Here is a 17,601-nt window from a genome sequence, read left to right on the forward strand (position 1 = left end):
CCCCTGTAGTCCCATCATACCTCTGCAGCAGGCCCTTAAACAATAATAAAGAGAGGCGATTAGCCTCTCACATTTCAAGCAGAAATTGTATGGTCTTGTCCTCGAAGCCCGGCAGCCGTTCATGGATAAAATCGGGATAGATCTCCAGTTTTTTGTCGCAGCGGAGGCGGTTATAGGCGGCGAATTGCGTCGAAGGCGGACACACCGTATCCAGTAATCCTACCCCCATCATCACTTTCCCGCTGATCCTGTCCGCCAGGTGTTGAACATCAATATAGCCGAGCCGTTCAAAAATCTCATCCTCCCGCAGGTGCTGGGGATCGCGGTGACGGAAAAACGTCCGCAGTTCCTCGTAGGCATCTCGGGCCAGGTCCATTTCCCATACCCGTTTATAATCACACAGGAACGGAACACTGGGTGCAGCCCGGTTGATCCGCGGCTCAAGCGCCGCACAGGCCAGCGCCAGCCCCCCTCCCTGCGATCCGCCGATGGCACCGACGCGGGCGGCATCCACTTCCGGCATGTCCATTACAATTCCAGCCAGCTGCGCCGCATCAAGATAGATCTGCCGGAACAGCAGCCGTTCGGCCGCATCATCCAGTCCGCGGATCAGATGCCCTTTAAATGTAGTTCCTCTGACCCCGCCAATATCTTCGGACAGTCCTCCCTGGCCTCTGCAATCCAATGTGGCTATAGTAAAGCCCAAGGAAGCATAGATCAGCTTGTCGGCCCAGTCATCCGAATGGTGGGCGTACCCATGGAACTGCACGACCGCGGGGTGCGGACCGGCAACATGCTTCGGCTTGATCAGCTTCGCGTGGATACGCGCTCCGCCTGTCCCTGTAAAATACAAATGGAAGCATTCGGCGAATGGAACCTGAAATTCGCTCCTCACCAGTTCAGCGCAGGCATCCGTATTTCTCATCTCTTGCAGTGCCTGCTCCCAATAAGCCTCGAAGTTGGCCGGACGGGGATTCCGTCCCTCATAAGTTAATAATTGCTCTAGCGGCATATCAATTAGCGGCATTAAAAAGCACCTCCGTCACTCTTTGTTTGTGTGTCCTATATCAAATACAGTACAATGTTGCCAGCAACGCAGATCCACCGGAAGAAGAGGAGGCCGCACCATGAGCTTGTTGTTCAACCTGCCCGAAGTCAAGGAATTACTGCGCAATTTCTATACATTGACCGGTATTCGCACCGTGATTTTCGACAATTCCTTCACTGAGCTAGCTGCCTATCCCACCCGCCATTCGACATATTGCCATATCATCCGCAGTGATCCGCGCGCGGAGGCCCAGTGCATCCTCTGTGACCAGGCAGCCTGCACCCAAGTGAAAAAGGAGAAAACCCTTTACACCTATCAATGTCATGCTGGACTTACCGAAACGGTGGTTCCTATTCAAACGGACAATCAGGTCATCGGATATATTATGTTCGGCCAATTGCTGCAGACGGGGTCCCGCGATGAGTTATGGGAGAAGGTCTGTGAGAATATAAGCCCCTATAATGTGGATATGAACAAACTATACAGCGCCTTCCAGCGCAAAAAATACATCTCCAAGGAAGTCATTGATGCTTACGCCAAAACCATGGAGATGAGCGCCAGCTACCTGTATCTATCCCGGATGCTGGTGCTGAAGGAGGATACGCTGGCACTAAAGATCGAGGGTTATATTACAGAGCATATTAAGGAACCGCTGTCCGTTCCCGTTCTGTGCAAAGAATTCAGCATCAGCAAATCCCATCTCTACAAGCTCTCGGAGCAGAATTTTGGCATGGGCATGGCGGAATATATCCGTAGCCTCCGTATCCAAATGGCCAAAAGGCTGCTGGGTGACACCGATAGTCCGATTTACGAAATTGCGGAGCAAGTCGGCATTCCCGATTATAATTACTTTACCAAAGCCTTTAAAAGGGTCACCGGCACATTGCCCAGAGTCTACCGTAAAGAACACACGTTACAAGGACGCACTCTGGACCGGTTCTGATTGCACCCATGTGGAAGCGCATACAGCAAAGTAGGGCCATGTCGGCTTCCTGTAATAGCCACTGTTCATCACCCCCGGCCTATAGCAATATTGCTCTGCTCTTTGCTGATCTTATCATCCGGTCCATAGACCGAAATAGTAATAATCGTCTCAAATAATAGTCATTTTGTTCTCGAAGGTGTGCACTCCAGACGGCGTGCCTGGCTTGTCACGGACAAAAAAAAGCCGGCATTCGCCGGCTCTTACTTAAATCCAAGCGCGAAGATTCACCTGCTTGATGAAATCCGCCTGGGACAAACTCTCTTGGGATGCAGCCTCTACCTCTTCAACCTCAACTTCTTCACCGTTCATCAGATGATGAAACAGCTTCTCGTTGTACGTTGACAGTGCATAATCTATCAGCGCTTCGTGCGTGGCTCGTTCAGCTTCCAGTACCAGCAATTGTTCTTCAGCCTCAATATCCTCTGCCGTAACATAGAAATTTCTATTGGCCTCGGGAACACGAATGACATAATCAAACGCATTATCTGGATTGCGGTCGTAAGCTATAAGGTAACCATAGTCTCCGATAGGAAGACTCTGCTCAAAAGCGTCCGCGACAATGACAATCTTCTCTCCTAAACGCAGCATCGTCCTACCTCCTGACCAAAATCTATCATGATTCTGCTTGTTTCAACAGTCTACTAAAAAAAAATAGAGCTGTCCAGTCGCAGGAGAGTAGTCGAATGAATTTCCGCGGAAAATACTCTGAAAATTCTTGAAAGATTGCTTGCTTATTGCAAAGCTCGCTAGACTGGCAATTTATTCCTTCCAGCCAGCAGTGAGGCACCGGCAATACAAATAATAATCAGGAGCACTGCGGAGACAATGGGCGCCAAGCTCACTCCGGTGCCTCCATCTGCAAGCACACCGGCAGACATTCCCGGCAGTGAAGCAGGCATCCAGTTCAGCTTAACTGGCAACAGGCCATGAACGAGGCTCATGACCGCTGCCAGCAGGAGAGATAGGCCGGCAGCAGCAGGCCCGCGCAGCCAGGCACTGAAGAGCAGCGTAAGCGACACCGCACAGAGCAGCCACAGCGCATACAGTCCGGATGCTGCAATCACATCCCGCCAGGATAAAGCCCCCATAAGCTGTACTGTATAATAAGCCGCTCCCGCTGCCCCCAGCCCAATTGCAATAACCAGCACTGTGAAGTTCGCGGTCCATTTGGCTGCAACAACGGATATAGAGGAGACCGGCTTCGCCATTAACAGTTCAGAGGTGCCGCTGCTGCGCTCTCCTGCCAGGCTGTTCATCGTTCCCAGCACCAGAATCAGCATCCCAATTGTTCCATACTGGCCCAGGGCCTGAGCCATTACAGAGGACGCGGCCGGTCTCTCCATATTCTCCATCAATCCAGCCGGAACATTGGAAGACAACGCCAGGATATCCGCCATATAAAAGCTGACCAGCGGCTGCATAATTCCCAGAACAATAAACACCACCGGAATCCAAATCAGCTTATAGCTGCGCACACTCTCCAGCATCTCCTTCAAATACAGAGCCCAAAGCTTCCTCATGTTCCCACCACCTTCATGAACAGGTCCTCCAGTGTTGATGAGCCTGCTTCAAATTGCAGCAGCGGAATATCCAGCTCCACAGCTTCCTGCAAGAGCGTCCGGCGGGCGAGTTCTACATCTGTGACGTTGAACACGGCCTTGCCATCCGAAATTAGCGCTTCTTCAATAAAATCCTTGTGTCTAAGCGCTTCAAGCCAGCGGATAGCCGAATCCTCCTTCCCTGTAGTGAGTCGGATTACCGGCAGGCTGTACTCTGCGCGGAGACTGGACAAGGTTCCTTGAACGGCTATAGTCCCCTTGTTCATCAATACGACATCGTCGCATATCTCTTCCGCATCATGCAGCACATGTGTGGAGAAAATAACAGTTGTCTCCTCCCGGATGTCCCTAAGTAGCTCCATGACTTCCCGGCGTCCGATAGGATCAAGCGCGGAGACAGGCTCATCCAGCAAAAGCAGGCGCGGTCGGTGTACCAGGGCCTGGCCCAGCCCGAGGCGCTGCTTCATTCCCCCGGAATAACCGCCAATCCGCCGCCGTGCCGCAGAGCCTAGTCCCACACGCTCCAGCACAGCGCCCGATGCCGCCGCAGCCTCCCGTGCACTCATGCCGCTCATCCTGGCGGCAAATAAGATGTATTCGTGCCCGCTCATCCAGTTGTAAAAAGCCGGGGCTTGGGGAAGATAGCCCAAATACTGACGGTAATCCGTCCCCGGAGAGCTCCCGCCAAAAGTGATCGTTCCGGCAGACTGCGTCAGAAGACCGGCAAGCATACGCAGCGTTGTAGTCTTCCCGGCTCCATTGGGTCCGAGCAGCGCGACACAGCGTCCTGCTTCAATATCAAAGCTGATGCCGTTCACCGAGGGATGCCCCTTAAAGCTCTTGTGAAGATCCTTGACCTCAAGCAGCGGCATCAGAATTCTTTCCTTCCCAGTGTGAAATAAGCCACGCTGCCCAGCAGGTTGCCAAAAATCAGGAACAGAACCCACATCCATTTCGGTCCGCGTACTTGCTCTGTCTTGCTCAATGAAATCAGACCGATGATTGCCAGCACTACCTGCAGTGCAAGCAGCGGCCCAATCAAACCCCAATTCAAATTCAATTCATTCATAGCCATATCCTCCCTTATCTCCCGTATCTCCCGGACAATGGGCTATAGTCTCAGCGGTTCCTTCCAGCCTTCCGTTTGCGCTTATCTGGAAGAACTACAAACAGCAGGTAACATACTGCCGGTGACGGTGCACCGGTAAGCCCCCAGATTCCCCAGAACCAAGCCTTCATCCCCTGACCTCTGTCCCTGGCATCACGGAACAGCCAGGTTCCCTGCAGCAGCAGCACAGCTGCAAGTATTATCCAAATCCAAACAGGTATCTCCTGCAGCTCCTTCACGCTTATGATTCCTCCCGCCCGTGTCTGATCCGCGCTGCTCCCAGGCTGCCAAGTGCGCTCAGAATGAACACTGCCTGCAGACTCCAATACAGCACCGGCGCCGTACTTAGAATAGAAATCACTATGGTAACCAGCACAAGAGCCACTAGAATGAATAGCAGCAGTTCCTTACGGCGCCGCTTCCTCCGGCGGACAGCTTCCCCGGCAATTAGCTGCTCCAGCTCCGGCAAGGAGGGCGGAGTAACATCGGCATACAGCATATCCAGGTGATCCAGCTCTGCGGACAGCTTATCCAGCAGCTCCTCGTCACTCTTAAACCTCATCCTCATTCAGCTCCTTTCGCAGTTGACCCAGTCCGGCAGCTACCCGTGATTTGACCGTTCCGGAAGGGATCTCCAGCATCTCCCCGATCTCATCGTAGCTGTATCCGTAATAATGCTTCAGCAGCACAGCTATCCTATGCGCAGTGGATAGGCGCGACAAGGCATCGAGCACTTCACTCCACTCCATATTCCGGCTCTCAAAGCTCCAGCGTACCCTGCGGTTCCCCTGCTCCTGCATCTGCCCTTCCCGCCACTGTGCCTCCCGGCTCCAGCGCCGCTTACGGTCAATGTACAACCGGCTGCCAATGGTAATCAGCCATGAAGAGAATGCCGAGGTCCCATTATAAGTCCCGATCTTCTCCATGCATCTGACCATCGTGTCCTGAGCAATCTCTTCGGCAAGCAAAGGGTCAAGTGTCGCTTTGATCAGATACTTGTACAGGAAGGGATAATGCTCCCGCAGCAGCACGGCCAGTGCAGCAGCGTCACCCTGCTGTGCCTGGCTGATGATCTCCAGCGTCCTGTCGCCCATAGCCCCTCCCCTTATCTCTTCTGTCACACCTGTAATACGTCTATGTAATAGTTATCGTTCATTCCGAGTCAGAATTATTCTGCAGCTCCCACAGTCTGCGTCTCCATGGCTGAATAGCCCCCTTGCCTCCCGGAAAGCTCCAGAACAGCGTATACTTAGTATCACTCTTCCCGGCCAGATCATTCACTTCATTCCGCTCCGCTATCAATGAATCTTTCGCTTCTAATTCTCCGTAATCCAACTGGCAATGCATATTATCCTTCATTCTGCTTCCCCCAATAAAATTCATATCTATAGGCAAAAAAAAGAACGCAAACCGGGATTATTCCACAGTCTGCGTGCTTCGCGAGGTAAATGTTACATTTAATTAACCATATTGTAACAATCCGGCCCCGGCTTGTCTACCTCTAATTTCCCGGTTTGTGTCAAATCTGGCCAAAAGATGTCGTTACACGGCAAACGGAAACGGCTTGGGCGTCCTCTTACATCGGGACATAAGGGTTGTGAAGCTTCTCATAGCCGATTGAGGTTCGCGGACCATGTCCGGGGAACACTCTCACTTCCTCATCCAGCCGGTAGAGCTTGCCGCGGATCGAGTCAATCAGATCCCGTTCTCTGCCGCCCGGAAGATCGGTACGTCCCACTCCCATTTTGAACAAGACATCACCGGCGAACAAATCATTCCCGCATAAAAAGCTGACGCTTCCGGGTGAATGTCCCGGCGTATGCAGCACCCGGAAAGAAAGGCCCAGCAGCTTCAGAATCTGGCCTTCCGCCAGATCGTATTCTGCCGGATCTGTGCTGATGGGAGGCGTGGTATCAGGCCACATCAAGGAGCCGTTCAGCTTCGGGCTGCCCAGCCACTCGCTCTCCAGCGGATGGATATAGACCGGGCAATTCTTCGCTTTGCGGACCTCGTCCAGTCCGGCAATATGGTCGAAATGGGCATGCGTCAGCAGAATCGCTTCAATCTCCATTCCCTCAGCACCGCGCAGAAGACCCGCAGGATTAGCACCCGGATCGATGATGACACCGCGCTTAGGGTCTGCCCCCGTCAGAAGGTAGGCATTGGTCTGGAGTGCCCCCAGATTATAAGAACGAATATTAAGCATCGGCATTAGAATCCGGAGATCAGAGCGCGCAGCTCTTTGGCGATAACTGCGTGTGATTCCGTTCCTTCTCCGTAGGCTTGCCCCATTGCTTTGCGCACTTCGGTAATTTTGCTGTCATAGTCCGCTGCTTCGCGGTCCGGGTTCTCCCGTTTGAATTCTCTCATCAGGGTCTGGACATGCTCCGGACGCGGTCCCCACTGCCCCAGCACATAACCTCCGGTGTCCGCAAAAATCACGATGGGAACGGAACGGCCGCCCATGGTCAGGAAGTTGTCCATCAGCTCCTGGTTCTCTTCGAGAATCAGCACTTCCGTCTTGATACCCGCAGTCTCCAGAATCCGGAAGACCACCGGGACATTACGGACCACATCTCCGCACCAGTCCGCAGCCAGAATCAGCACACGCAGATCATCACGGTGATTCAGGCTCTCGAAATATTCGCGGTCACTCTCGTCTTCCCAGGCGAACTTCTCATACCAGGATTCAAAAGCCTGCTGGTTCTTCGTCATGGCTTCCACGAACTGGCGCGGAGTCAGGCCTTGGCCAAATTTGGATGCTACATTCTGCTTCATACTGCACTACCCTTCTTTTTGGATTTGTACCACTTGAACAGGAAATACAGAATAATTACCGCAATAGCGCCAAGGAGAATCTCATGAGTGTACTTGGCTGCAACCTCATCAATGGTCTCCCACTTGTCTCCAAGCGTATACCCCAGATAGACAAACAACGCGCTCCATGGAATGACTGCAAGGGTTGTCAGCAAAGTGAATTTGCCCAGCGGCATGCGTGAAATACCGGCCGGGACCGATATGGCATGGCGGACAACCGGGATAAAGCGGGCTGTGAAAATCACACCGGTTCCATACTTCTGAAACCATTCTTCAGAGTGGTCAATATGCTTTTTGGAGATGAAAATGTACTTGCCGTACTTCTCCAGCACAGGTCTGCCGCCATAACGGCCAATCCAATACACAAAGATCTGGGCGATCACTCCCCCGACGGTACCGAACAGCACGGCGCCAAAAAAGTTAATATCGCCTTGTGAGACCAAATAGCCGCCAAAAGCCAGGACAATCTCACTTGGAATGACTTCAATCATGAGCCCGATCATAATCCCAAAGTAGCCCAGAGACTGAATCCATTCAAACAAATGTGAAATGACATCAGATATAAAGTGCACTGCAGGTCTCCTCCCGTATGGCGTAATAGCCTGGTATTCTGCTGGCAGAACCCATCTGCTTAGCCGCTCTATGTATCCAGCTTCTCCTAGCCTATTCTAGCATATGCAGGCTTACGACTTCTACTTAAGGAATATGAACAACCCCCTCCTGAAACAGATGTGAGTTTCTGTATTGACAAAGATTGGAATCGAGTCATATTATATATTTAGATAATTATTTAAATATCGAAAGGAGGACATGAAGTTGAATGAATCGTTCAAAGCGCTCGCCGACCCGACCCGGAGACAAATTCTCCGGCTATTGCGTGAAAAGGACCGGACGGCCGGGGAAATCGCTGATTTTTTCAATATGACGAAGCCCAGCATCTCTCACCACCTCAATGCGCTCAAGCACGCCGGGCTGGTGCAGGACGAACGTAACGGGCAATTCATCGTCTATTCGCTGGACTCCACGGTACTTGAAGAGGTGCTTGGCTGGTTCCTGGAATTGACGGGTGCGGGCAAGAGCAATACGGACAGCAAACCGGAGGTTCAGGCGGATGCTAACCCAAAGGGCTTGCGGGCCAAGGGGAAAAGTGGTCCGGGCACTATTAAACATACGGAGGATGAATCTCGATGAAGAATTTCACATGGAAATGGCAGGATACGCTGGTTGTCATTCTTGGGTTTCTCTCACTGGGCTATGCGCTGGTGAATTACGGCAGGCTGCCGGATCAGCTGCCCGCTCAATTCAGTATAACCGGCAAGGTCAATACTTACTGGAGCAAGGGTTCGGTTATTGCCTTGTTCTCTTTTATGGGCTTGATTTTTCCGCTCGCTACGCAGTTCATTCGCAATATTGACCCCAAGGGAGAGAATTACAATAAGTTCCCGGGGGCTTACAAAATGGTCCGTCTCACCGTTGCCGTCATCTGTGATGCCGCCCTTGTCCTGTCGGTCAGTTATGGGCTGGATGTGCAATTTCCTGCCGGAAAATGGGCTACTGTAAGCATAGGGCTGCTGCTGGCTGTAATCGGAAATTTCCTGCCGCAGATCAGGGATAATTATTTCACGGGAGTCCGCACGCCTTGGACGCTGCATAACCCTGCCGTATGGCGGAGAACTCACCGTTTCTCCGGAAGAATGTGGGTGACCGGCGGTCTGCTGATTGCGCTTGCAGCCTTCATGCCCGCTACGCTGTCGAACAGCATGATCATCACCGCTCTGGTAATCATGACTATTGTCCCTATTGTGTACTCATGGCTGATCTCACGGCATGTTAAAGCCTGAGATTAGTCGGGGGATGGCTCGGGTGATGGGAAGACAACGGGCAGTCCTAGTATAGCAGTCATTCGGATGCTGCAGGCGCTGGAACGATAGTAACTGCATTTTGTACAATGGAATACTATAAAAAAGGCTTCGAAATAGAATCTATTGTATTCGGTACAATTGAATGTTGAACAAAGGCCAGTTTTCACCCAAAACACATGATTCTACTGTATGAAATACAATAGAATCTCATTCTACGGTCAGTAATCCATTTTCTATTGCAGGAAATACAATCACTTTCTTGAATGCAAGAGTAGAAGGCTGCAACGGGTGCAGCATCAGCTTAATATCAGCTCGACGTTCATGGATGTTCATGCTCAGACGTTAACACTCCTGAGGTCTTTCTTACAGTTTTAAAGCTGATGGGCTACTAGTACAGTGTCAGATTTAAAAGGGTAGATAAGCTTGTGAAACTCAGGGGTTCGTGTAATGAAACTCTATCATCCCAAAAAATCTAACGGACCGAAAAGACCTTATTCCCACAAGAACGCCACCTTTTGCAGCGTAACGGACTCAGGCGACCTTATCGTCCTTCTACGAGTCGTTTTGGAGCTGAATGGCAGGGGATATGGACCTTGCGGTCCGTTAATCGCCCAAGTGACGACTTTCTTCCCGGATAAGAGCACCTCTGTCCGTTACGCTAAGCCAAACGCCCCTAAAAACAACCCCCGCTTGGAAAAGTTGCAATTTGAAGGGGAGTTGCTTCTGCTCCACTATTTTAAAGCTGATGGGCTTCTAGGTCGAAGCTGCGGTCATTGTGCTGATAGTTTTACCTCAGTCGCGATCAAACTTCGGGTTCCATACTGAGGTACGTCTTATTTATTATTGGAGCTAAAGGCCGCCTGGGACTGTAAATGTGTTAACTCAAGATAGATCCCTTCGCTCTGCGGAAGTAAGGTGAAGCTGCGGTCATTATGCTGCGGTCCTCTGTCCTGCTCCTTGGTGGTCAGCAGGCTGTATTGCCGCAGCAGCTCTAGTCCCGCAGCCGCGCTGTCCGCCGCTATACGTCTGTCTCCCTCTGCCAAGCTGCGTTCCCCCATCTCAAGCATTCCTCTTAATGCAGCAAGCCTTCTGGCAGCATTAAAGTGATCCGTCTGTTGACTGCGGCGGACCCAGTATAGCGCTTCTCCAGGATCACTGCCCCGCAGATAACTTGCCGCAAGCTCCCCGTGCAGGGCGACGTCCCCCGGAGAGAATAACAGGCTTCGCAGGAGCAGATCAACCCCCTGCTCCTGTGGAAGCAGCCGCGATAATGCAACCGCAGTCTGCGGCTCTCTCGGGTTCCAGCTCAGTGATTGCTGCAGCAGCGTAATTCTTACGGCAGGATCACTCTCCCTGAACGCCTGCTTGAATAGGGCGGCCCCCTTCATGGCCTGGAAGGAAAGACCGCTGCATAGGAGGGTCAGCCCGCAGAGAACGGTTATGCCTGCGTATCTCCATAATCGGCAAAGCCGGTTCCTTCGCTGGCCAGCCGGCTTGCTGCGCCACCAACGGGAGTCATGCAGAACTGTAGGGACAGCCGTACTAGCAGTCCGGCTGTTTGCTTCGGCCATTGCCCAGGCGGGCAGCAGGAGCAGCAGCAGCCAGACCAGTCCATAGCTCCAGTCGAAATCGGCTGCGCTATGCAGAATAATCACCAGCAGAGGCGGAAGCAGCCTTGGTGACGCCTTGAATACCAGCCCTCCTGCGGCCAGAAGCAGCAGGAGGACCGCAGCCAGACCCGCCATCCCGAGGTTCAGCAGGATGTCGAGGTACCCGCTGTGCACCTGGCTGCCCACGTAGGGGCGGGACTGGGCGGCAAGGTACGTATGCCGCCAGGTCTCGCCCCCGCGCCCCAGCCAGGGCGCTTCTGCCGCGAGCTTCCAGGCGTCGCGGTAGAACAGCCCGCGCGCGTCGGCCGTCGGTGACGGCCCGGTGATCCGCGCGCGTACCAGCAGCAGGACGGCGCTGGCCGCCGCCGTCCAGCCCGCCGCCGCCAGCGCCAGCAGGGCGGCGTGGTGCCCGCCCGCCGCACGGCAGCTGCGGCGGTGCAGCCACAGGCCGGCGAGCCACGCGCCGGCCCAGAGCCCGGCCAGCAGCAGCAGGCCGGGCAGGGGCTCTGCCGCCAGCCCGGAGCGGGCCAGCTGGCGGTAGAGCAGCGCCGCCGCGGCAACGGGGGCGGCGCCGGTGATTAGAAGCGGCACGAACAGTTGCCGCTTCAGGAGAAGGGCTGCGGCACCGGCGGCAGCCGCAGCCAGCCATGCGCCGCGCGACTCGCTGAGCAGCAGCGCGGCGGCGTACGGGAAGAGCGGCAGCAGGCACGCCGCTCTTAGCCAGTGCGCAGCGGACCAGTTTCCGGTCCGCTGCGCACTGGTGCCTGCATCTCCTGCACCTGACTCACCCGCTCCGCCGACACCCGAACGTACCGAATTATTGCCCGCACCCGCACTTTCTGTACCTACCTCACCCGCTCCACTTACATCCGAACTTACCGCACTATTGTCTCCACCCGCACCTTCTGTATCTACCTCATCCGCTCCGCTGACACCCGAACGTATCGAATTATTGCCCGCACCCGCACTTTCTGCACCTACCTCACCCGCTCCACTTACATCCGAACTTACCGCACTATTGTCTCCACCCGCACCTTCTATATCTACCTCACCCGCTCCGCTGACACCCGAACTTACCACATTGCTGCCTTCATCTCCCTGAGAAACTCCAGGCCAGAAGCTATAAGCAGCAGCAAACAGCCGTTCCAGCAAATACACAGCCATTACCGCACCAAAGGCATTCGGATACTGAAGCAGCCCGGCCAGCCTAGCACCAGTGGCACTGACTCCGGGGGATTCAGTATACGCCACCGCATAAGGAACCGGCAGCCCTCCGCATACTGCCAGTAGGGCCGACAAGCTGATAGTGATTCCAAGCAGATGCCACACTGCTGCAAGAAGAGTTCCTCCCCGGCGGGTTCGCGCCGCCAGCAAAGCGAATGTAACAAAGCTAGTGTAGAAGCCCCAGCGCAGCATCTCATTCAGTGTTCCTTGCGCAGATACGGGACTGCCCAGTGCCTGGATAGCATACAAGAAACAGAGGAGCACACAGCTGCTAAGCAACCCCCATACAACCAGCCTGCTCCCGCTCTCGTTCCCTCTCCTCCTACTGCCCGCCAACTCCCGTGTATTCTCTATGTATTCAGACTGCTCCTCTACTTGCGTCCTATTCGAGCAACTACCAGACCACTTCGGATCTACCCGATGCAGCTTAATCCCAGCCCCTCTGCCAGCCACCATATAGATAAGTACCAATCCCAGCAAGACTCCGCACATGCCAAACCACACCGTCAGGAACCCATACATCTCCCCGGTGAAAAAGAACCCTCTCAGCACACAGGACGCCATCCCAGCTGATATCAAAGCCAACGCGCAGACCAAAGTAACCAACCAATCACTTTGCCGTCCGTACCTGTTCACCCGCATCCTAAATCTCCTACTGCTCATGATGCTTAACAGTCTGCCCATATTTACCGGAAAACAGAAGAGGGAGCTGATTCCCCCGACTAGCTCACACGCTCAAATGAAGAGCACTTATGCACCTGATTCCACCCAAAGTAGCTCAATCACTCAAAATGAAGAGCACTTGTGCTCCTGATTCCACAAGAAGTAGTACCAACGCTCAAATGAAGAGCACTTGTGCTCCTCATTCCACCCGAAGTAGCTCACACGTTCGAATGAAGTGCAATTGTGCACCTGATTTTGCTCATTTGGCCTCCCACGCCGGTGGAGGAGCATCTCGCCTCTCATGTGCTATCCTAGCCAGGATACGACCCACGCAACACCACATTGTATACGGTTTTCCACTTACATTTGCCCCACTCACCCGCACACAGCCAATTGTGTTCGGTTTTCCACACACATTTGCCCCACTCACCCGCACACAGCCAATTGTGTTCGGTTTTCCACACACATTTGCCCCGCAACCGGTAAAAGCCGTAGGCAGGGGCACGCCTGCCTACGGCTCTCCTCCAGCTCTACCCCCGCTTCTCCTTCGGCCCATTCCGCCCCCATTTCCACAAACCGCAAATAAAACAGCCGCCCCCATCAGGAAGCGGCCGTTCTGTCATACCCTAAACTATTCAACACATAAATTAACCTTCCGCACTGCCGGCGGGCAGCAGGTCGGAGCAGACGCGTTCCAGGTAAGGCTTGGCACCGAGGAAATCGCGGAATGCGGTGTATTCGCGCCATTTGGCGGCCTGATCGCCGCTGTCGCTGCGCACGGCGCGGATCAGGATGTTCTTCGGAGTGTGCTCCATGTCGATGAATTCCAGCAGCTGGCTGCGGTAGCCCATCAGGTCCAGCAGCTTCGCCCGGATTGCATCGGTGGCGAGCGCCGAGAACCGCTCCTTCAGGATGCCGTGTGACAGCAGCGGATTCAGCACCTCGCTCTCGACCTGCGCGAACAACTCATGCTGGCAGCAGGGCACTGAGAGGATGACCGATGCGCCCCAGCGCACTGCCTTCTCCAGTGCAGCATCGGTGGCGGTATCACAAGCATGCAGTGTGACCACCATGTCCACCTGATCCAGCTCATTATAGTCGGCGATATCGCCCACCAGGAACTTCAGCCGTTCATAGCCCAGCTTAGCAGCCAGTGCATCACAGTGCGCAATGACATCTGCCTTAAGGTCAAGGCCTACAATATTCAGCTCCCGCTGCTCGCGGACGGCGAGATAATGGTACAGCGCGAAGGTCAAATAAGACTTGCCGCAGCCAAAATCCACAATTGTCAGCGGCCGGCCTGCCGGCAGATCGCCCAGCACATCCTGAACCATCTCCAGGAACCGGTTGATCTGGCGGAACTTATCATATTTCTTCGCCAGCACCTTGCCCTCGCTGTTCATAATGCCAAGCTCGACCAGGAACGGCACCGGCTCGCCCTCATCCAGCACATACTGCTTCCGGCGGTTGTGGGCCAGATCCGGCGCTTCCTGCTTGCTGGCTGATTTGGTCAGAATAGATACCTTGTATTTCTTGCTGATCAGCACCTGATAGTCGGCACCGGCAGTACACAGCAGACCTTGGCGGAAGGTGTCCCTCAGCAAAGAGAGCATCTCTTCAGCGGCATCCTCTGCCGGAATGTTACGGTGCTCCACCTTAGGGCCGATATAATAGGCAAACTGATAATGCAGCTTTCCTTTTAGCTCAACAGGCTTGACCTGCACTTTATTGTAGGGGGCATCGCCCTTGCTGCGCAGTTGGCTTAATGTAGCCGTAATCAGAGTGCGGCCGCTCATCACTTGCTCGATCAATTCCTTCAAAGCTTCCAAATGGGTACATCTCACTTTCCGGGTTATAAAATAGAGCACTTAGTCTCCTGAATATCGTTACATTATAGCATTAACCTTAAGCCTGCTCCATTCTTCCATGCCCTGCTGCACTTCCTCTAGTGGAAGACCGCCCTGGGCTAACTGCTCCGGCTTTAAAAGCAGCAGCCGTCCGTACAGCTCCCGGCCTTCCTCCGCCACATTCTCCCCCTGCTCCCAGAGCCGGTAGAGACTGTTCTCCGCCTTGGCGTAATGTCCCCGGGATTCGTGGTAAGCCATCAGGAGGCGTTCGGTCTTGGCGGGAAGGCGGTACGGCTCCACTTCCTCCAGCAGCTCATGGATCTCTTCCGTCATGTTCAGCAGCTCACGGTCCGCGCCATGAAGACCGGCATAGATGAATAAATGCAGGGAACGCATCGCCCTGAACAGGGCTGCATCCCGGTCTCCTTTGGCCGCGTAAATCCCGCCTTCCTCCTTCAGCAGCCGGGCTACCCCTTGCAGCTTGTCGGCCTCAAGCACGCCCCCAAGACGAAACATATCAATAATATCCTCTACAGACAACGAATTGAGCAGACGCGAATTCAGGCGAAAATGCCGCATCAGCAGCTCATCTACCTCCCACAGGGCCTCCGTTGTTTTTTTATCCTGCTTCAAGGTCAGCACCTTGGCGACCATTGCCGTCATATCCTCAATCATCCGTACAATATAATCTCTCCGGAACATACCGAGCTCCTTTCGTTACGCAGCTGCTTCTCCTTTGTCTCCTCTGCTTGCTGTTGGACTCATCTTAAACCATTCGTCTCTCCGGCGCCACTCTGCGAAGTTAAGTCTTGACCCCACTATAATGATGAACTATAATTCAGCTATCCGATCTGTATTACAGATTGAACTATTTAACAGATCGATAATTGGATACAGACTGTATACATGCTAATACTGACCCTACATAGGAGGTTAATTGATGACCAAGCCAACCGGAAAAATGCAAGACTCCATCACAGCAGCCGTTTCAGGTCAACCGGATCTGCAGACAAGCAACCGGCTTTTGAACGTTACGCCGGAACAGGATAAGCTGCTGGAGAGCGCCTTACGGATTAAGATTATGCACACGCTGTCGGCAGAGCCGCTTACATCCAAGCAGGTTGCGGAGAAGCTGAACAAGACTCCGGGTAATATTCACTACCATATCGTCAAGCTCTATGAAGGCGGTCTGCTGGAGCTTGTCCGTACAGAAGCCGCAGGAGGCATCATTCAGAAATTTTACCGTTCCAAAGGTACGATGTTCCACTCGGAGGCGCTTCGCAGCCTTCACTTCCGCAAAGAAGACCAGACCCGTCATTTCACTACCAGACTTACTCTCTCTCCTCAGGAGCTTGCGGAATTCCACCAGGAGCTGCTGGAGCTGATTACCGCCTGGGAGTCCAAGGTAACGGAAGGTGACGAATACGGTGTGGAAGTGATGCTGGGTCGTCTGCAGTCTGCCGATGCAGCTGCACAGCCGGAAGGGGAGGCACAGTAATAGATGAGCACCGCTGGCCCTTCCGGACAACCGAAGCATCATCCGCTTGAGGGCTTCGCTGCCCCTTTCCGGCAATCCCGCGCCTTTCCTTACCTGTGGCTGGGACATTTAGTTTCTTTTTTGGGCAGCTCGGTAACCATGGTTATCCTGCCTGTCCTGGTCTATTCCCTGACCGGCTCCACCACCATTATGGGGATGGTCATGGCCGCCTACATGCTGCCTAATGTAATCATGCTGCCGGTCTCTGGACATATTGTCGACCGCTACGACCGTGTACGGATTATGATGCTGGCCGATATTGCCCGGTTCATCGTTATGATTACGACTGCTGTGCTGTCCTTGACCGGAGTGCTGAGCATTCCGTTGCTCTATGGACTCGTTGCCTGCTACGGCCTGCTGGACGGCTTATTCCAGCCCGCCTACGCTGCCGTCCGCGCTACCGTATTCACTCCGGATATCCGCGTAGCAGCGAATTCTTTAACTCAGATCACAACCCAATCCGTGCGGCTGATCGGTCCCGCGTTAGGGGGACTGCTGATTACCCACCTGTCCGCGGGCTTCGGCTTCGGAATTGATGCCTTCACCTATCTTATCTCCCTCATCTGCCTGGTCTATCTGCGCAGAGTGATGATGACCCGGCTGCAGTCTGCTGCCGCTGAGACTGAAATCCTGGCTAAGCCTGCTGCCGGGACCTCTCCCGCTCCGCACTGGAGGAAGGATTTCGCCGAAGGAATACATGTTCTGCGCAGCCAGCCCTGGCTCTGGATTACCATTCTCGCCTTCTGCTTCGTCAATATATGTTATACGGGCGTAATCAGCGTCCTTCTTCCCTGGCTGTTCAAGGTCCATCACGGCTGGCCTCCTTACCTCTATGGCCTGGCCGTTACGTTCTCCGGTGTCGGGGCCATAGCGGCCGGCCTGCTGTACGGCCTGCGGGCGAAATGGTATCACCGCGGCATCCTGGCTTACGGCGGCGCCATGATCAGCGGGGCTGCTCTGCTGCTGCTCCCGTTCGCAGGCACTCCGGCAGCAGCCATCACCTTATTTGCCGTGGAAGGCTTCGGATTAATGATCTTCGGGCTGATCTGGGAGATCAGCCTGCAGGAGCTTGTTCCGAAGGAAGCCTTCGGACGGGTTGCCAGTCTGGATATGTTCGGGTCCTTCGCCCTGCTGCCGGTCGGATATATCTTAGTCGGCTGGCTGGCCGACCTGATCGGAGGAGTACCGACCATTATTATTTTTTCCAGCCTGGGTCTCTCCTGTGTTGCCCTGGTGCTGTGCGTTCCGGCGATCCGTAAGTTTCAATAAAATATATATATTTGCACAGCAAACAGAAGGCAGCACCCGCCGGAGAGCGGAAGTGCTGCCTTCTGTCCCTAT

At 53.9% G+C, this 17,601-nt stretch carries 19 protein-coding genes and 1 pseudogene; 5 read left to right on the forward strand and 15 right to left on the reverse strand.

Annotated features, from left to right (window positions below; genetic code table 11):
• Positions 1-67 precede the first annotated feature (67 nt).
• A complete protein-coding gene (locus tag MKX51_RS26530) occupies positions 68-1,027 on the reverse strand; it encodes an acetylxylan esterase (RefSeq protein ID WP_340994470.1) in 960 nt (319 codons plus the stop codon).
• A 100-nt stretch (positions 1,028-1,127) separates the two neighbouring features.
• Between MKX51_RS26530 and MKX51_RS26535 the strand changes: the two genes are divergently transcribed.
• Positions 1,128-1,991: a PocR ligand-binding domain-containing protein gene (locus tag MKX51_RS26535; protein ID WP_340994471.1), complete on the forward strand. Its 864-nt coding sequence runs from the start codon at positions 1,128-1,130 to the stop codon at positions 1,989-1,991.
• Positions 1,992-2,237: 246 nt separating this feature from the next.
• Here MKX51_RS26535 and MKX51_RS26540 read toward each other — a convergent pair whose 3' ends face one another.
• The 11 genes from MKX51_RS26540 to MKX51_RS26590 form a co-directional block, all read right to left on the reverse strand.
• On the reverse strand, positions 2,238-2,621 hold the full coding sequence (locus MKX51_RS26540; RefSeq protein ID WP_340994472.1) for an ATPase: 384 nt from the start codon (positions 2,619-2,621) through the stop codon (positions 2,238-2,240).
• A gap of 158 nt (positions 2,622-2,779) precedes the next feature.
• Entirely contained in the window at positions 2,780-3,553 is a 774-nt protein-coding gene (locus tag MKX51_RS26545) for an ABC transporter permease subunit (protein ID WP_340994473.1), read from the reverse strand.
• Positions 3,550-4,464: an ABC transporter ATP-binding protein gene (locus MKX51_RS26550; RefSeq protein WP_340994474.1), complete on the reverse strand. Its 915-nt coding sequence runs from the start codon at positions 4,462-4,464 to the stop codon at positions 3,550-3,552. Before MKX51_RS26550 ends, MKX51_RS26545 begins: the two co-directional genes overlap by 4 nt.
• On the reverse strand, positions 4,464-4,661 hold the full coding sequence (locus MKX51_RS26555; protein ID WP_076080487.1) for a PLD nuclease N-terminal domain-containing protein: 198 nt from the start codon (positions 4,659-4,661) through the stop codon (positions 4,464-4,466). Before MKX51_RS26555 ends, MKX51_RS26550 begins: the two co-directional genes overlap by 1 nt.
• A 50-nt stretch (positions 4,662-4,711) precedes the next feature.
• The gene (locus tag MKX51_RS26560) at positions 4,712-4,939 is read right to left on the reverse strand and encodes a hypothetical protein (RefSeq protein WP_340938028.1); all 228 of its coding nucleotides are present in this window, start codon (positions 4,937-4,939) and stop codon (positions 4,712-4,714) included.
• A 2-nt stretch (positions 4,940-4,941) separates the two neighbouring features.
• Positions 4,942-5,262, reverse strand: a complete 321-nt coding sequence (locus MKX51_RS26565; protein ID WP_340994475.1) for a YxlC family protein — start codon at positions 5,260-5,262, stop codon at positions 4,942-4,944.
• Positions 5,252-5,794, reverse strand: a complete 543-nt coding sequence (gene sigY, locus MKX51_RS26570) for an RNA polymerase sigma factor SigY (RefSeq protein WP_340938024.1) — start codon at positions 5,792-5,794, stop codon at positions 5,252-5,254. The genes MKX51_RS26565 and sigY overlap by 11 nt, the downstream gene beginning before the upstream one ends.
• Before the next feature lie 58 nt (positions 5,795-5,852).
• Entirely contained in the window at positions 5,853-6,059 is a 207-nt protein-coding gene (locus MKX51_RS26575; RefSeq protein ID WP_036726218.1) for a hypothetical protein, read from the reverse strand.
• A 217-nt stretch (positions 6,060-6,276) separates the two neighbouring features.
• Positions 6,277-6,906: an MBL fold metallo-hydrolase gene (locus MKX51_RS26580; RefSeq protein ID WP_340938021.1), complete on the reverse strand. Its 630-nt coding sequence runs from the start codon at positions 6,904-6,906 to the stop codon at positions 6,277-6,279.
• A gap of 5 nt (positions 6,907-6,911) precedes the next feature.
• Positions 6,912-7,478, reverse strand: coding sequence for a thioredoxin family protein (locus MKX51_RS26585; RefSeq protein WP_076080477.1), 567 nt, complete (start codon positions 7,476-7,478; stop codon positions 6,912-6,914).
• A complete protein-coding gene (locus tag MKX51_RS26590) occupies positions 7,475-8,089 on the reverse strand; it encodes a DedA family protein (protein WP_036726220.1) in 615 nt (204 codons plus the stop codon). The genes MKX51_RS26585 and MKX51_RS26590 overlap by 4 nt, the downstream gene beginning before the upstream one ends.
• A 244-nt stretch (positions 8,090-8,333) precedes the next feature.
• On the opposite strand from MKX51_RS26590, the pseudogene MKX51_RS26595 reads away from it, so the two are divergent.
• Together MKX51_RS26595 and MKX51_RS26600 are read left to right on the forward strand one after the other, a co-directional pair.
• Positions 8,334-8,594 (forward strand): annotated as a pseudogene (locus MKX51_RS26595) (autorepressor SdpR family transcription factor); the annotation flags it as partial.
• A gap of 110 nt (positions 8,595-8,704) precedes the next feature.
• A complete protein-coding gene (locus MKX51_RS26600) occupies positions 8,705-9,358 on the forward strand; it encodes an SdpI family protein (RefSeq protein WP_340994476.1) in 654 nt (217 codons plus the stop codon).
• 854 nt (positions 9,359-10,212) lie between these two features.
• Here MKX51_RS26600 and MKX51_RS26605 read toward each other — a convergent pair.
• From MKX51_RS26605 to MKX51_RS26615, 3 genes are all read right to left on the reverse strand, one after another.
• Positions 10,213-12,765, reverse strand: a complete 2,553-nt coding sequence (locus tag MKX51_RS26605; RefSeq protein ID WP_340994477.1) for an O-antigen ligase family protein — start codon at positions 12,763-12,765, stop codon at positions 10,213-10,215.
• Positions 12,766-13,523: 758 nt separating this feature from the next.
• Complete coding sequence (locus MKX51_RS26610; RefSeq protein WP_445322036.1) at positions 13,524-14,705, reverse strand: class I SAM-dependent methyltransferase; 1,182 nt, start codon at positions 14,703-14,705, stop codon at positions 13,524-13,526.
• Between the two features lie 57 nt (positions 14,706-14,762).
• The gene (locus MKX51_RS26615) at positions 14,763-15,425 is read right to left on the reverse strand and encodes a DUF6483 family protein (protein ID WP_340994478.1); all 663 of its coding nucleotides are present in this window, start codon (positions 15,423-15,425) and stop codon (positions 14,763-14,765) included.
• 238 nt (positions 15,426-15,663) lie between these two features.
• Between MKX51_RS26615 and MKX51_RS26620 the strand changes: the two genes are divergently transcribed.
• A complete protein-coding gene (locus tag MKX51_RS26620; RefSeq protein ID WP_340994479.1) occupies positions 15,664-16,221 on the forward strand; it encodes an ArsR/SmtB family transcription factor in 558 nt (185 codons plus the stop codon).
• Positions 16,222-16,224: 3 nt separating this feature from the next.
• On the forward strand, positions 16,225-17,529 hold the full coding sequence (locus tag MKX51_RS26625; protein ID WP_340938008.1) for an MFS transporter: 1,305 nt from the start codon (positions 16,225-16,227) through the stop codon (positions 17,527-17,529).
• Positions 17,530-17,601 lie beyond the last annotated feature (72 nt).

It is taken from the genome of Paenibacillus sp. FSL M7-0420 (genome assembly GCF_038002345.1).
Classification (GTDB): domain Bacteria; phylum Bacillota; class Bacilli; order Paenibacillales; family Paenibacillaceae; genus Paenibacillus_AQ.

Bases quoted from the DNA above. Each gene is read 5' to 3' on its own strand.
- MKX51_RS26530 (WP_340994470.1), bottom strand. From the start codon at position 1,027: ATGCCGCTAATTGATATGCCGCTAGAGCAATTATTAACTTATGAGGGA.
- MKX51_RS26535 (WP_340994471.1), top strand. From the start codon at position 1,128: ATGAGCTTGTTGTTCAACCTGCCCGAAGTCAAGGAATTACTGCGCAAT.
- MKX51_RS26540 (WP_340994472.1), bottom strand. From the start codon at position 2,621: ATGCTGCGTTTAGGAGAGAAGATTGTCATTGTCGCGGACGCTTTTGAG.
- MKX51_RS26545 (WP_340994473.1), bottom strand. From the start codon at position 3,553: ATGAGGAAGCTTTGGGCTCTGTATTTGAAGGAGATGCTGGAGAGTGTG.
- MKX51_RS26550 (WP_340994474.1), bottom strand. From the start codon at position 4,464: ATGCCGCTGCTTGAGGTCAAGGATCTTCACAAGAGCTTTAAGGGGCAT.
- MKX51_RS26555 (WP_076080487.1), bottom strand. From the start codon at position 4,661: ATGAATGAATTGAATTTGAATTGGGGTTTGATTGGGCCGCTGCTTGCA.
- MKX51_RS26565 (WP_340994475.1), bottom strand. From the start codon at position 5,262: ATGAGGTTTAAGAGTGACGAGGAGCTGCTGGATAAGCTGTCCGCAGAG.
- sigY (WP_340938024.1), bottom strand. From the start codon at position 5,794: ATGGGCGACAGGACGCTGGAGATCATCAGCCAGGCACAGCAGGGTGAC.
- MKX51_RS26575 (WP_036726218.1), bottom strand. From the start codon at position 6,059: ATGAAGGATAATATGCATTGCCAGTTGGATTACGGAGAATTAGAAGCG.
- MKX51_RS26580 (WP_340938021.1), bottom strand. From the start codon at position 6,906: ATGCTTAATATTCGTTCTTATAATCTGGGGGCACTCCAGACCAATGCC.
- MKX51_RS26585 (WP_076080477.1), bottom strand. From the start codon at position 7,478: ATGAAGCAGAATGTAGCATCCAAATTTGGCCAAGGCCTGACTCCGCGC.
- MKX51_RS26600 (WP_340994476.1), top strand. From the start codon at position 8,705: ATGAAGAATTTCACATGGAAATGGCAGGATACGCTGGTTGTCATTCTT.
- MKX51_RS26615 (WP_340994478.1), bottom strand. From the start codon at position 15,425: ATGTTCCGGAGAGATTATATTGTACGGATGATTGAGGATATGACGGCA.
- MKX51_RS26620 (WP_340994479.1), top strand. From the start codon at position 15,664: ATGACCAAGCCAACCGGAAAAATGCAAGACTCCATCACAGCAGCCGTT.
- MKX51_RS26625 (WP_340938008.1), top strand. From the start codon at position 16,225: ATGAGCACCGCTGGCCCTTCCGGACAACCGAAGCATCATCCGCTTGAG.